The sequence below is a fragment of the Pedobacter mendelii genome (assembly GCF_014635725.1).
Taxonomy (GTDB): domain Bacteria; phylum Bacteroidota; class Bacteroidia; order Sphingobacteriales; family Sphingobacteriaceae; genus Pedobacter; species Pedobacter mendelii.
In genome coordinates this window covers 67,870-83,471 of the sequence record NZ_BMDJ01000004.1, presented here as the reverse complement: position 1 = coordinate 83,471, position 15,602 = coordinate 67,870, and the positions used below count along the sequence as shown (strand labels likewise).

Here is a 15,602-nt window from a genome sequence, read left to right as displayed (position 1 = left end):
TTATACGTTATCTACCTGATAACTCTATAACCTCTAAGGTATGAATATTTTCTTCTGTAATACAAAAACGAACCAAAGTTCTTACTTTATGCCAGCCTTGTTTACCCGCTGCCCCGGGGTTAATATGCAAACATTTTAACTTTTCATCAAACATTACTTTTAAAATATGCGAATGTCCTGTGATGAAAAGATTTGGCGGGTTAGTGTATATTTCCGATTTTATTGAAGCTGAATATTTACATGGATAACCCCCAATATGAGTCATTAATACATTTACGCCTTCGCAACTAAACCTATTCTGTTCAGGATATTCGGAACGGATGATTTTATCATCAATATTTCCATAAACACCCTTTAATGGCTTAAAGGCTGCTAAAGGCGCTGCAACATTTTCTCCAAAATCGCCTGCGTGCCAAATTTCGTCGCAATTATCGAAGTGTTTAAAAACAGCTTCATCCAAAAAACCATGGGTATCAGATATTAGTCCAATCCGCTTCATTTAATATTATGTTGTATTGTAAAAATCAAAATTATGTTTTGCTATTAGCTGATTAATAAGCTAAGAAAAAATCTTTTAATAAGTTTTTATAAGCTTCAGTATGCACCTTTAAAGATTCATATATAAAAAAATCATACTCCTTAAAATTTACCTGCTCTTTAGAGAAACAAATTATCTGCCTGAATTCTTTTTTGCTTTTATCAGAGTGAATATGAACTTTTTCTACCAAATTTATACCTGAGGCAGTGGCAATTTCGATAACCTCATTTGCTTGCTTTACAGGCAAGATTAACCAAATTTTACCAGCATCACTTAACATGGAAATTGATTTTTTTATTAGAATAGAAAAAAAATCTTCATCTGCATGCCTGGCAATCCCTTTACGTTTCTCTTCATTTTTTAAATCATTTACAAAAAATGGTGGATTGGAGACAATTAAATCATACTTATTCGCATGTTGAAATTGTTCTATAGCTATATTTTTAACCGATAATCGGTTGCTGAAAACCGATAACTTAAAATTTCTTAAAGCAGTAGTAGATGCCTGTTCATCTATTTCAACGGCCTCAACTTGGGCAGATGCAAAACGTTGAGCCAGCATTAATGCTATAACACCTGTTCCTGTGCCAATATCTAATATATTTTTAGGCTCATCCTGATGTACAATTGCAGCCAAAATAACACCATCGGTATTAATCTTCATGGCGCAATTGGTTTGATCAACCTCAAAATGTTTAAACTTAAATATATTTTTTTTATTTATCACGGTTACCAGAAACTAAAAATAGTAAAACTCAAAATGTTATCCACAATAAAAAAAAACAGCAAATAACTGATTATAAAGTAATTATATTTTAAAATTAACATCAATCAAAGTTTAATTGCAGGCTGTTAATAATTTTAACAAACGTTTGTTTTCCATCCTGATTTTGATGCGTTATGTTTGTTAAAGCAATTTGAATGTACCGCGTTTTTACCGGTCTTTGAATTGTGAAAACAGTAAATACTCGATCGGTATCTAAGTAGCCAACAACAAAATTGTTGGCTACTTTTCTTTTAAGTGCTTTATTTCTCATACAGCTCTAATGGTAAACCATCAGGGTCGGCAAAAAAGGTAAAGCGCTTTTCGGTTAATTCATCAATCCTAATGGGCTCTGTTATAATCCCATATCCATTCAATTTATCAATTTCTTTATCAATATCATCAACTTCGAAAGCTAAATGTCGTAAACCCTGGGCTTCAGGTCTTGAAGGCCTTTCAGGCGGGTTTTCAAAGGAAAAAAGCTCAATTTGATATAAATCATTAACAGCTAAATCCAATTTGTAAGATTTCCTTTCTTTACGAAAAAATTCACTTAAAATTTTAAACCCTAACTTGTTAACATAAAAATCTTTTGATTTTTCATAATCTGAACAAATAATTGCGATATGGTGAATACGGTTGAACATTTAATGAATGAATTGTTGAATGAGGACAAAGTTGCATAAAATATGAATTATTGAATGACAAATTTTATAAATATTGAAGCACAAAACCATAAAACAATTAGGCAATTCAATTAGCATTATACAATTGAGCAATCCAACAATTAAACTATTTTCAATTATTCAAAATTCTCTCATTCAATCACTCATTCCTTCACTCATTAAATTAAAAAAACCTAAATTTGCAGCTTCAAAAAAAAAGCATGATTCATTTCTTCCTAAGTCAATCCGACACGGTTTTTGTATTGCAAACAGACCAAGCCATATCATCAACTGATGTTACAAAATTAGAATGGTTATTCGGCGGTGCCAAATTACAAAATGAAACTGCGTTAAGCGGTTTTTTTATTGGTCCTAGAGCTGCAATGATAACCCCATGGAGCACTAACGCAGTAGAGATTACGCAAAACATGGATGTTCAGGGCATCATCAGAATAGAAGAATTTAAGAAGGTAGCTGGAGATTTTTCGGATTACGACCCAATGCTTTCGCAGAAGTACAGCGAGATTACTCAAAATGTTTATACTATTAATATAAAGCCAGAGTCAATTTTAGAGATTACAGATATTGCCGCATACAACAAACAAGAAGGACTTTCATTAAGTGATGAAGAGGTAGAATATTTAGTTTCATTAGCAAAAAAATTAGAAAGACCATTAACCGATTCAGAAGTTTTCGGTTTCTCTCAAGTAAATTCAGAACATTGCCGACATAAAATTTTTAACGGAAAATTTGTTATCGATGGTGTTGAACAACCTTCATCATTATTTAAGTTAATTCGTAAAACATCCGAAGAAAACCCGAATGATATTGTTTCCGCATATAAAGATAATGTAGCTTTTATTAAGGGCCCTGTTGTACAGCAATTTGCACCAAAACGTGCCGATGAACCTGATTATTACAGCACAAGCAATTTTGAATCTGTAATTTCATTAAAAGCCGAAACACACAACTTCCCAACCACAGTTGAGCCTTTTAATGGTGCTGCAACTGGTTCTGGTGGAGAAATTAGAGATAGGCTAGCCGGCGGACAAGGCTCTTTACCTTTGGCAGGAACTGCGGTTTACATGACAGCATTATCTCGCTTGGAAGAAAATCGCCCATGGGAGAAAGGTGTTGAAGAGCGGAAATGGCTCTATCAAACACCTATGGATATTTTAATCAAAGCATCAAACGGTGCTACAGATTTTGGAAATAAATTCGGTCAACCATTAATTACAGGTTCAGTTTTAACTTTCGAACATGAACACTTCGACAAGCTCAGCATGACATCTCGTAAGCTGGGTTTCGATAAAGTGATCATGCTTGCCGGAGGTATTGGTTACGGCAAAGCAAGTCAGGCTCAAAAACACAAACCGAAAGAAGGCGATAACATTGTAATTCTTGGTGGCGAAAATTATAGAATCGGGATGGGCGGTGCAGCAGTTTCATCTGCCGATACTGGTCAGCACGGATCGGGAATCGAGTTAAATGCAATTCAACGCTCTAATCCTGAAATGCAAAAAAGAGCGGCCAATGCCGTTCGCGGAATGGTAGAAAGTGAAGAGAATTTTATAGTTTCAATACATGACCATGGGGCTGGAGGCCATTTAAACTGCCTTTCAGAACTTGTTGAAGAAACCGGTGGTTTAATCAATTTAGATAAACTGCCCGTTGGCGACCCTACCCTTTCCGCAAAGGAAATTATCGGAAACGAATCGCAAGAACGTATGGGCTTGGTTATTGGTAACGATCACATCGAAACACTCCAAAAAATAGCCGACCGCGAACGCTCACCAATGTACACCGTTGGAAAAGTAACTGCTAATCATCGTTTTACTTTCAAATCGGAAACTACAGGTTTAAAACCAATGGATTTCGAATTGAAAGATATGTTTGGCAGTTCGCCGAAAGTTGTAATGGAAGATAAAAAGCTGGATAGAACATACGAGGCTTTAACTTACCAGGCAGAAAAAATTAACGAATATTTAAATCAAGTGCTTCAGCTAGAAGCAGTAGCATCAAAAGATTGGCTAACAAACAAAGTAGATCGTTGCGTTGGTGGCCGTGTTGCCAAACAACAAACCGCCGGCCCCTTACAATTACCTTTAAATAACTGCGGCGTAATGGCTTTAGATTTTCTAGGCAAAGAAGGTATCGCAACTTCAGTTGGTCATGCACCGGTTTCAGCTTTGATTGATCCTGCCGCAGGAAGTAGAATTGCAATTGCAGAATCGCTTTCAAATATCGTTTGGGCACCACTTAAAGATGGATTAAAAAGTGTTTCTCTTTCTGCCAACTGGATGTGGGCTTGTAAAAATGAAGGCGAAGATGCTAGATTGTACGAAGCTGTTAAGGCTTGCTCTGATTTTGCAATTGAATTAGGAATCAATATTCCAACAGGAAAAGATTCGCTTTCGATGAAACAGAAATACAAAGATGGCGATGTAATTGCTCCCGGAACAGTTATTATTTCTGCAGGCGGAAATTGCAATGACATTACTAAAGTGGTTGAGCCTGTGCTTCAAAAAGATGGCGGCTCGATTTATTACATCAATCTGTCTAATGATAGTTATAAATTGGGTGGTTCATCATTTGCACAGATTTTAAATAAAGTGGGAACAGAAACCCCCGATGTTAAGGATGCTGCTAAATTGAAAAATGCTTTCAACACCATTCAACAGTTAATAAAAGAAGATAAAATACAGGCAGGACACGATATCGGTAGCGGTGGTTTGATTACAACACTGTTAGAAATGTGTTTTGCAGATAATAATTTAGGTGCGGCATTAAATTTATCTGCTTTGGGCGAAGAAGACATTATTAAACTGCTATTTGCTGAAAATATTGCTTTGGTTTTCCAGGCAGATTCAAGTGTCGAATCTACATTATCTTCAAACAATGTTGAGTATTTCAAAATTGGTGAAGTAACTTCAAAATCAACGTTAGAAATTAAAAATTCTACAGATAATTTCAGTTTTGAGATTGATCATTTACGTGATGTTTGGTTTAAAACTTCGTATTTATTAGATAAAAAGCAGAGCGGCCCTGTTAAAGCTAAAGAACGTTTTGATAATTATAAAAATCAGCCACTTAAATACAATTTCCCTAAACAGTTTGATGGGAAAAAACCAATTATTGATAATAGTAAACCAAAACCTAAAGCGGCAATAATTCGCGAAAAAGGAAGTAATTCTGAACGAGAATTGGCAAACGCAATGTTTCTTGCAGGTTTCGATGTTAAGGATGTACACATGACAGATTTAATCTCGGGAAGAGAAACACTTGAGGATATTCAGTTTATCGGTGCCGTTGGCGGTTTCTCAAACTCTGATGTTTTAGGTTCGGCAAAAGGTTGGGCTGGTGCATTTATGTATAACGAAAAAGCGAGAATTTCTTTAGAAAACTTCTTTGCCCGTCCAGATACCCTTTCTGTTGGCGTTTGTAACGGTTGCCAGTTATTTGTTGAGCTCGGTTTAATTAATAAAGAACACGAAGAAAAGCCAAAAATGCTTCATAACGAAAGCCATAAACACGAAAGTGTTTTTACTTCTTTAACAGTTGCAGAAAATAATTCGGTAATGCTTTCCACTTTAGCGGGCAGCACTTTAGGTGTTTGGGTATCACATGGTGAAGGTCGATTCAGTTTACCTTATTCTGAAGATAAATATAGTATTGTTGCTAAATATGCTTATGAAAATTATCCGGCAAGCCCGAATGGTTCTGATTACAATACAGCGATGATGTGTGATACAACTGGTCGCCATTTGGTTATGATGCCCCATATTGAACGCTCTTTATTCCAATGGCACTGGGCAAATTATCCAAAAGGACGTAAAGATGAAGTTTCGCCATGGATGGAAGCATTTGTTAATGCCAGAAAATGGATTGAAAAAATTTAAGGCTGTAAGATGGGAAATGGATGTAAAATGGATGTAAAATGGATGATGAGAAATGGAAAAAAACCCATCTTCCATCTTACCTTCTTCCATCCACCATCTTACATCTTACATCTTCCATCCTCCCTCACCCATCTTACCTATACTAATTGGCAAGCGTAAAATTTATTGGTATATTATACCTCACACGTACGGGATTACCCTTATTTCTCCCTGCTTTCCATAATGGCGATTTCTTAATCACTTTGATGGCTTCTTCATCACAGCCAAAACCTATGCCTTTTAAAACCTGTACATCAGTTATCGAGCCATCTTTCTCTACTACAAAGCTTACAAAAACCTTGCCCTGCACGCCTTCTTCCTGAGCTCTGTATGGATATTTTAGATTACGTTCCATGTATTTTGCCCAGGCTTTCATTCCACCTTCAAATTCAGGATATTCATCAACGCCGCCAGTGATGTAAATCTCCTTATCTTCTCCATTCCCTACACCATCTTTAGCCACACCCGAACCATTATCTTTATTATCGGTTACTATAGCATTAGGACTAACAATACCATCTTGTGTTACCGAGCTGATTACCGCATCTTTCACATCAGCCATAGTTGGCGGTAGCAAAACCGCATCGTTTGTTACAATTATTTTTGAAGGAACAGCAATTGTTTTAACTTTAATAGGCTCAGCTTTTTCTGGCTCTGCTTTTTTTGGTTCATCAGGCTTTTTCATTTCATGAATAACATCCGTTAAATCGACACTTTTTGAAACAACAGTTATTTCAATTTCTTTAGGAAACAACATAATATAAACCATAGGACTTACAAACAGCAGCACAAAAAAGCTACTTGCTATAAATAATGATTTTGTCAATATAGATGATGATTGCATCCTTAACACATAGGCACCATAATTTTTATTTCTGCCTGAAAATACAAGATCGAGCCACTCGGTTTTGTAAAGATTAAATGAAGAATTAAACATAGCTTTTAAGTTTTATTTCATGATGTAAAAATTTAAATAATTCCATAAAACTTTAAAAAATCTATATTCTTTATCAAAAATGAAATTTTTCATCTCGAAAACATTTTTATATTTCATTTTCAATAATTTTTAATTATTTAAATGAATTATTTGATAAAAATTAAGAAAATATGCTATTTTTGACAAAAAACATAACAAATTAATGAAAAGCTTAAGAACCATCGCATTAAAAGAGGCTCAAAACAGAATTTCACCAGAAGTTAAATCACCATCAGCAAAAATTTCTGACTTTTTTGGCGCTAATGTATTTGATAAGAGAAAAATGAGAGATTTCTTATCTAAAGACGTGTATGAGAAGTTAATATCATCCATCAACCAGGGTGAGTTAATTAATACGGATGACGCAAATCAGATTGCAACAGCTATGAAAGCTTGGGCAATGAGTGCAGGCGCTACACATTATACACATTGGTTCCAGCCTCTAACAGGTACAACTGCAGAAAAGCATGATTCATTTTTTGAGCCAAGTGGCGACGGTGCCATCGAGAAATTTGCAGGAAGTGCTCTAGTTCAACAAGAGCCGGATGCATCAAGTTTCCCAAATGGTGGTATTCGTAATACCTTCGAAGCTCGTGGTTACACTGCATGGGATCCTTCATCTCCTGCTTTCATCATGGAAAGCAAAGCTGGTAAAACACTTTGTATCCCTACAGTTTTTGTATCTTATACCGGTGAAGCCTTGGATTATAAAGCACCTTTGTTAAAAGCATTAGCTGCGCTTGATAAAGCCGCTGTTGATGTTTGTCAATATTTTGATAAAAGTATTACTAAAGTAAATGCTTCTTTAGGTATCGAACAAGAATACTTTTTGGTTGATGAGTCTTTATTTAATGCTCGTCCTGATTTATTATTAACAGGCCGTACTTTATTCGGACACATGTCTGCTAAAGGGCAGCAATTAGAAGATCATTATTTCGGTTCAATTCCTGAACGTGTATTCAGTTATATGGTAGATTTTGAAAACGAAGCTTTAAAACTTGGTATTCCTTTAAAAACCCGCCATAACGAGGTTGCTCCTTCTCAATTTGAGTGTGCACCTATTTACGAAGAAATCAACTTAGCCATCGATCACAATCAATTATTGATGGATTTGATGGAGAAAGTTGCTCGTCGTCACCATTTCCGTGTTTTATTGCATGAAAAACCTTATGCTGGTATAAACGGATCAGGTAAACACAACAACTGGTCGCTAATTACCGATACAGGTAAAAACTTATTAGCACCAGGTAAAACGCCTAAAAACAACTTAATGTTCCTTGCTTTCTTTGTAAACACAATTAAAGCGGTTAGCGAACATGCAGATTTATTACGTGCAAGTATTGCATCGGTAAGCAACGATCACCGCTTAGGTGCTAATGAAGCGCCACCCGCAATCATCTCCATCTTCCTTGGTTCTCAATTAAACGATGTATTAGATGAGATTGAGCACTCACGCATCAGTAAAAAAATTAAAGAAGATAATGCACTTTGGTTGGGTATTCCTAAAATTCCACAAATTCTGTTGGATAATACAGACCGTAACCGTACATCTCCTTTTGCTTTTACAGGTAATAAATTTGAGTTAAGGGCTGTTGGTTCTTCCGCAAATTCTTCAGCACCAATGACCATCTTAAATGCAATCATGGCTGAGCAATTGGTTAAATTTAAAACTGAAGTTGATAAATTAATTAAGAAAGGTGATAAAAAAGATATCGCTTTACTAACTGTAATTAAAAAATACATTAAAGAATCGAAAGCAATTCGCTTCGAAGGTAACGGTTACAGCCAGGAGTGGGAAGATGAGGCTTTAGCTCGTGGTTTATCAAACATCAAAACCACACCTAAAGCATTAGATGCTTACTTATCTGATAAATCAGCAGAGTTATTTAATTCTACAGGTATTTACAGCAAACGTGAAATTCATGCCCGTCATGAAATCATGTTAGAAAACTTCTACAAAAAACTTCAGATTGAAGCACGTGTAATGGGCGAAGTTGCAAACACTGCAATAATCCCTGCTGCAATTGCTTACCAAAATGCTTTAATTACAAACGTTAAAGGATTGAAAGAAATCGGTATTGATAGCAAAGTATCTATAGATATTGTGAAGAAAGTTTCTGAGCATTTAGAAATTGTTAAATCAAATATCGATGCGATGTTAGAAGAACGTAAATTAACCAACAAAATCGAAGATACTCGTGAAAAAGCAATTGCTTACGATGAGAAAGTTAAAACATACTTCGAAGTTATTCGCTACCATGCAGATAAATTAGAGCAAATTGTTGACGACAGCGTTTGGCCATTACCAAAATTCAGAGAATTGTTGTTCATGAAATAAGCTAAGCCGAAAGGTTTTAAGCAGAGGGCGTAAGGTGAAAACTTTACGCCCTTTTTTATTAAGATTTTTAGGATTATAGGATTTTAAGATAAATGCCCCAAGAATTAAGTGCTTTAGAATTTGGAAAAGGATAGGATTTTAAAATAACTTAAATGCCATTACAGAATCTTATATGGTAAAGATTATATTTTCAGGACATATTCCTCATATACAAATGCCAACCGAATAGAATGTTAAGTTTGGCAAAACGTTTAAAACACCAACCATGAACGGGTCGTCATTCCCAATTTAATTGGGAATCTTAATGCAATTAGTATGGCAAAGCCTTTATAAAGCTATTATACTTAGGTATCTGATGTGGTAATAAAGAATAGAATTTATAAGATGACATGATTTTAAGATTATGACAACTTAAATGTTATAATATGGTATATATTTTAATATAAATAGGATTACTAAGATTATGTCAAAATAAATGTTTTAGTAGTCTTTAAATATTATATCGTAAGCTTAAAGCATTTCTAATTCCATTTTCCATCTTACATTTTCACCAATTTTTCAATTTACAGGAGAAATTAAAACATCTGAATTCAGTCTTCGAACTCCGGACTTTTTCCTTTATCTTTGCGCCAACATGAGTGATAACAGGTACAATCAACGTGGCGTTTCTGCCTCAAAAGAAGATGTGCACAATGCCATCAAAAATATCGACAAAGGAATTTTCCCAAAAGCATTTTGTAAAATCATCCCTGATATTTTAGGTGGTGATGAAGCCTATTGCAATATTATGCATGCTGATGGTGCAGGTACCAAATCATCCTTGGCTTATGTATATTGGAAAGAAACCAATGATATTTCTGTTTGGAAAGGCATTGCACAAGATGCTATTATCATGAACCTCGACGATTTAATCTGTGTTGGTGCGACTGATAATATATTGCTTTCTTCAACAATTGGTAGAAACAAAAATTTGATTCCAGGCGAAGTTTTAGCAGAAATCATTAATGGAACCGAAGAAATTTTGGCCGACTTAAGGGAACAGGGCATATCCATTTATTCAACCGGTGGCGAAACTGCCGATGTTGGCGATTTAGTTAGAACCATTATTGTTGATTCTACGGTAACCTGTCGTTTAAAGCGATCAGAAATCATTAGTAACGATAATATTAAACCAGGCAATGTTGTTGTTGGTCTGGCATCCTACGGACAAGCAACTTACGAAACTGAATACAATGGAGGAATGGGTTCTAACGGATTAACCTCTGCCCGTCATGATGTATTTAACAAAACTGTAGCAAACAATTACCCAGAAAGTTTTGACCCTGCAGTTCCTTTTGATTTAGTTTTCTCAGGCAATAAAAATCTGACAGATGAAATAAACATTGATGGTTTTGGAACAACAACTATCGGCAAATTAGTCTTATCTCCTACCCGTACTTATGCACCGGTTATTAAAAAAATATTAGAAAGTTATCGCAGTCAAATAGATGGCATCGTTCATTGTAGCGGTGGTGCTCAAACCAAAGTGCTGCACTTCGTTAATGATGATATCCACGTTATAAAAGATAACCTATTCCCTGTTCCACCATTATTTAAACTGATACAGGAAGAATCAGGAACGGATTGGAAAGAAATGTATAAGGTATTTAACATGGGCCATAGAATGGAATTATATGTACCTCAGGAAATTGCAGCAAACATCATTGAAATTGCTAGAAGCTTTAATATTGATGCTCAAATCATTGGCCGCGTAGAAAAAAGCGACAAAAAACAGGTGACGATAGAAAGCGAAAAGGGAACTTTTGTTTATAATTAGAAAGAAAATAATGTATCGGATCAATAATGTCCTTTTAGAAATTCGATATAAATTATTTCCTCAGTAACTATATAAATAACTCTGTGCTTGTTGGATATATTCTATTTCCATAAATCGGCAATGGGAATTTTTTTCGTACGCCCTTGCTTAATATCCTCATCACCTTTTTTTATTTTTGCAATAAATTTAGGATCATAAGGACTCTTTTCTATTTTTTCTTCAGTTATTTTAACGCCCAATTCTTTTAGCAATTGTTTAATTAGGGTTGCCTTTTTATCAGGTATTTCTATCGTTGCAATCGTCATATTCATAAATTTAAATACAAATCTAAATAATAATTCATTAACTTCTAAAAGCTTTAATACTGATGCTCAAATCATTGGCCGTGTAGAAAAAAGCGATAAAAAACAGGTGACTATAGAAGGCGAAAAAGGAAGTTTTACTTATAATTAATTAGACTAAAAATAATAAAGCCATGCAGATTTCGAAGTCTGCACGGCTTTTTTGTATCCATTGATATAATTTTTACAGATTTAAGGAACACGCTATAATTTTCTTAACAAAAAAAGTCCCGATTTTCATCGGGACTTTCAACTATATTAAATTTAATGTATTAGTTAAAATTATAACGAACACCAAACTGCATGTAATAAGTAGAAGCTGTTGTTTGAGATGTACCAAAAGTTTCTCTAACAATATCACTTGATGCATTTGCAACTCTGAATGTAGGTCTATTTGTTGCACTAATTGCATTAGTTCCTGTAACATTTTGAGGTACTAGGATAGATGCATTGTTCACGAAGTTAACATTACCCCATTTACGGTTTAATAAATTACCTACATTAAAAATATCGACAGTGAATTGAAATGAATTTTTAGTTTTACCGAAGTCTTTAAAAACCTCTTGAGTTAACCTGAAGTCGAATTGATTTCTCCAAGGTGAAGTACCACCATTACGCTCAGCAAATTTACCTCTGTTTTTGCTTAAGTATTTATCCTGATTAACATATGATTCAAATATATCAGCCTGCTCTTGAGCACTATATGCTCTTGCATAATTAGCTGTTCCAGCAGGAATAGCTACGAAAGAAGCTGCTGTCAATTCTCCTGGATTAGGAATATAAATTAAATCATTACCTGATACACCATCACGATTAAAATCACCATTGTATGTATAAGAGAATCTACCTTGTTGGGCACCTTCATAAAACAATGAGAATGAAGTAGCTAAATTTCCAAAGTATGCTTTTCTATATGAAACGTTTGCGATTACTCTATCTGGATTTAAATTGCTTGAGTAACTCAATGTCGGATTATTTGGATTACCAGATGTTTGAGGCAATGACCATAAATTACCTAATTGATCACCACCTTGATCTCCATAATTACGTTGATCCGAACGAGTATAAGCAATCATAGCTGCAATTCCATTAGAGAACTGTTTTGTCAATTGAGCAGTAGCCATCCAGTTATAACCACCTTTTACATTATCCATTTGGATAGCGTTAAAACCTGTAACCGTACCGTTAGCTCCTCCACTTGGAGTTCCTTGTGCAACTGGTAAACCTGCTGCATTGATTGGGTTATAATATTTGTCTGAATTGCTAATAGGATAGAATAACCTTGTATCGCCATATCCAGAAATCTGAATATTAGGATTTGCAAGATTTAAATTTCTAGCAAAAGCTACATTCAGATCACGTCCATATATACCTTCTAATGTTCCAACAATTCCAAATGGCAACTTAAAATCAAAGGCTAAACTAGATTTCCAGGTTTGAGGGAATTTTAAAGTTGGAGACATAACACTTATTCCTGAAGATGGAATTGAACTTCCTGCGGGTGGTGCTGCTGTAGTTAATTGTGGTGCAATTGACGGATTGAAGAACGGAGCGGCATTTCCAACATAACTTTGAGTATATTGAATTAAACCTGCATCTCCTGATTGAGAAACAATCCATACAAATGGAATACGACCAGTAAAAATACCAGACCCACCACGAACTTGAAACGAACGATCGCCCATTACATCCCAGTTAAATCCGAAACGCGGGGAGAATGACACTTTATTCTCTGGTAAAACACCAGTATCAATTTTTTGTCCTGCAAAATTTAAACCAGCAACTAAAGGATGTGTTCTTACTTCAGTTACATCTGGGTAACTTGCCTGTTCAACACGTAAACCCGCAGTAAATTTTAAACGATCGCTTACTGTAAACTCATCCTGTAAATAGGCAGAGTATTGTGCAAACTTAAAACTTGGAAAAGCCTGAGAACCATCAGCAGTCAATGGATATGTCACTGTATATTGTGCTGGTCTTTGGTTTGTTATAAAATCATTCCAAGTTCTAAAGGTATAAAAACCAGTTCCAAAGCGTTGGAAACCATTTTTGGTTGTACTGTATTCAGCCTGTACTCCTAAAGTGATATTATGCTTACCTAATGCTAAACTTAAATCATCGCTATAGGTATAACTTGTTACATCTCTCAAGTTACCATATGAGAATGGCTCATAACCAAATGTAGTTAAAACACTTCCTAAATTTGCGTTACTAGTTGGTGTACCATCTAAAATATCAACTAAAGGAAATGGACTTCCATCTGTTGTACGAGGATCATTCTGGTGTGAATATGTTGCTCTTAAAACATTTGTAATCTTACTTCCAAAGTTTGAGTTTAACTCCGCTACGCCTGAATATAAGTTAGCAGCTTGATAATAGTTTGAATTGAAGAATGGTAAACCAGCATTTCTAGCGGTACCAGATCTGGCGTTAGCATAAGCTAAACCTGTTATAGAACCGATCGGTGATCCACTAGTTGATGTACTTGCAGAAGCGGGAGACTTACTTTCAACTTGGTTATAACGAACACTAAAACGGTGATTTTTATTAATATTCCAATCTAAACGGGCAAACATTTTTTCGTTATCGCTAACATTTGAATAACCTTGATAAGGACCAGTTGAATAGTTATATCTACTTAACAAATAAGAGCTAACTTGATTCAAAAATGATTCAGAAGCTTGAACAACATTCGGATTTGCAATATTGTAAGGATTTAATGCATTCGAAGCAATACGTTGCGTCCCTGGTGAAGTTGTCAGTTTCTTCTCATAGTTTACGAAGAAAAATAATTTATCCTTAATTATTGGACCACCTAAACTAAATCCATAATTTTTCTCGTCTAATTTTTGAAGTGTACCTAATCTAAAGCTTTCACCAATTCTTTTCCCTTGATTATCTTCACCACGCATGGTGTAAAAAGCGTTACCAGAAAAAGAATTCGTACCAGAACGTGTTACAGCAGAAACAGAACCACCGGTAAAACCAGTTTGACGAGCATCATAAGGAGTTACGTTTATGGAAATTTGCTCCAATGCATCAATCGAAATCGGTGAACCACCCGCAGGAATGTTACCGCCAATACCAAACTGGTTGTTGAAGTTAGCACCATCTACAGTAAAATTATTCGAGCGGTAATTACCACCTCCAATTGAAGTACCATTTGCCTGAGGTGTTAAACGGGTTAAATCATTAACACTACGCGTAATCGTTGGCAAACTCTGAATTTGTGCTTTATTGATTACGGTTGAAGTACCATTCTTGTTAGAATTCAAAATAGCATTTGCTCCTTGTCCAACAATTTTAACTTCAGCCAAGGTTGAGCTATTATCAACTAATGTAGTATTAACCACATAAGGCTCTCCTAATTTCAGATAAACCTCAGTTAATTTTGATGGTTTGTAACCAACGAAACTAATCTCAACGGTGTATGGTCCACCAACACGCATACCACCAATTGTAAAACGACCATCATTATTGGTTGATACGGTGTAAACTGTACCTGTGGGCGTGTGCGTAGCTTTGATACTCGCACCAGGCAAAGCCCCCTTGTCATCCTTAATGGTTCCTGTCATTGATGAGGTTGTTACCTGTGCATGAACACTTAAAGTAATCCCCACAAAAGCCACAATAACAAGTAATAATCTTAAAAGTAAAGATTTCTTCATACTTTGATTTTTAAATTTGTTTTTTTTGAATAATAAATCGAAAAGATTTTATGCCGCAAATGTAATTATTAATTTTTAACACATTTTAACATTCAATGTTAAATTATCGTTAAGTCTTACAAAACTTTTCAACAATTAACATAGTTTTTCAGTCTATTAACTTTCAGTTTATCAATACTTTGCCTTTACAAATAAATTATCACTAAGAAATGCTACAAATTGCTATAATTAACGCAGTAAAATTTATTCAAACTTAAAATTTTACTAAAAACACATCCTAACAATTATGTTTTTTTCAAAAGAAACCTTAAAAAACAACAAAAGCTAAATCTAAATGCGGTATTAGGCAATCCAACTGAAGATTATCAAATCCTGAAACTAAATTCTGAATTATTCTATATTATTATTGCTTTATTACTGTTTATCAAGCATGTACATATTAAAAAATTCTTAAGAAAATTTGCTGGCTATTTATAATATATGATTGCTTTGTAAATTTATAATGCATAAACATCCTATGATTCAAATTGACTGCACCGTTTAACATTTTTTTTTTAGT

Annotated in this window: 10 protein-coding genes; 3 read left to right on the top strand and 7 right to left on the bottom strand. The window is 34.8% G+C overall.

What is annotated here, in order from left to right:
• Positions 1-7: 7 nt before the first annotated feature.
• From IEV50_RS08550 to gloA2, 4 genes are all read right to left on the bottom strand, one after another.
• The gene (locus IEV50_RS08550; RefSeq protein ID WP_188413082.1) at positions 8-499 is read right to left on the bottom strand and encodes a metallophosphoesterase family protein; all 492 of its coding nucleotides are present in this window, start codon (positions 497-499) and stop codon (positions 8-10) included.
• 52 nt (positions 500-551) lie between these two features.
• Positions 552-1,202 (bottom strand): tRNA1(Val) (adenine(37)-N6)-methyltransferase, encoded by a 651-nt coding sequence (locus IEV50_RS08545; protein ID WP_188413080.1) that lies wholly within the window; start codon positions 1,200-1,202, stop codon positions 552-554.
• Positions 1,203-1,365: 163 nt separating this feature from the next.
• On the bottom strand, positions 1,366-1,575 hold the full coding sequence (locus IEV50_RS08540; protein ID WP_188413078.1) for a hypothetical protein: 210 nt from the start codon (positions 1,573-1,575) through the stop codon (positions 1,366-1,368).
• Positions 1,565-1,948 (bottom strand): SMU1112c/YaeR family gloxylase I-like metalloprotein, encoded by a 384-nt coding sequence (gene gloA2 / locus IEV50_RS08535; protein WP_188413076.1) that lies wholly within the window; start codon positions 1,946-1,948, stop codon positions 1,565-1,567. Before gloA2 ends, IEV50_RS08540 begins: the two co-directional genes overlap by 11 nt.
• A 239-nt stretch (positions 1,949-2,187) precedes the next feature.
• On the opposite strand from gloA2, the gene purL reads away from it, so the two are divergent.
• Complete coding sequence (purL, locus tag IEV50_RS08530; protein WP_188413074.1) at positions 2,188-5,865, top strand: phosphoribosylformylglycinamidine synthase; 3,678 nt, start codon at positions 2,188-2,190, stop codon at positions 5,863-5,865.
• A 142-nt stretch (positions 5,866-6,007) separates the two neighbouring features.
• Here the strand turns inward: purL and IEV50_RS08525 are convergent, their stop codons facing one another.
• Positions 6,008-6,841, bottom strand: coding sequence for an energy transducer TonB (locus IEV50_RS08525; protein WP_188413072.1), 834 nt, complete (start codon positions 6,839-6,841; stop codon positions 6,008-6,010).
• Between the two features lie 202 nt (positions 6,842-7,043).
• Here IEV50_RS08525 and IEV50_RS08520 point away from each other — a divergent pair, with 202 nt between their 5' ends.
• Together IEV50_RS08520 and IEV50_RS08515 are read left to right on the top strand one after the other, a co-directional pair.
• Positions 7,044-9,218, top strand: coding sequence for a glutamine synthetase III family protein (locus IEV50_RS08520; protein WP_188413070.1), 2,175 nt, complete (start codon positions 7,044-7,046; stop codon positions 9,216-9,218).
• A 634-nt stretch (positions 9,219-9,852) separates the two neighbouring features.
• Positions 9,853-11,034 carry an AIR synthase related protein gene (locus tag IEV50_RS08515; protein WP_188413068.1) on the top strand — a complete coding sequence of 394 codons (1,182 nt, stop codon included), beginning with the start codon at positions 9,853-9,855 and terminating at the stop codon, positions 11,032-11,034.
• Between the two features lie 101 nt (positions 11,035-11,135).
• Here the strand turns inward: IEV50_RS08515 and IEV50_RS08510 are convergent, their stop codons facing one another.
• Together IEV50_RS08510 and IEV50_RS08505 are read right to left on the bottom strand one after the other, a co-directional pair.
• On the bottom strand, positions 11,136-11,339 hold the full coding sequence (locus IEV50_RS08510; RefSeq protein WP_188413066.1) for a DUF2683 family protein: 204 nt from the start codon (positions 11,337-11,339) through the stop codon (positions 11,136-11,138).
• A 308-nt stretch (positions 11,340-11,647) separates the two neighbouring features.
• On the bottom strand, positions 11,648-15,043 hold the full coding sequence (locus IEV50_RS08505; RefSeq protein WP_188413064.1) for a TonB-dependent receptor: 3,396 nt from the start codon (positions 15,041-15,043) through the stop codon (positions 11,648-11,650).
• Positions 15,044-15,602: the final 559 nt, after the last annotated feature.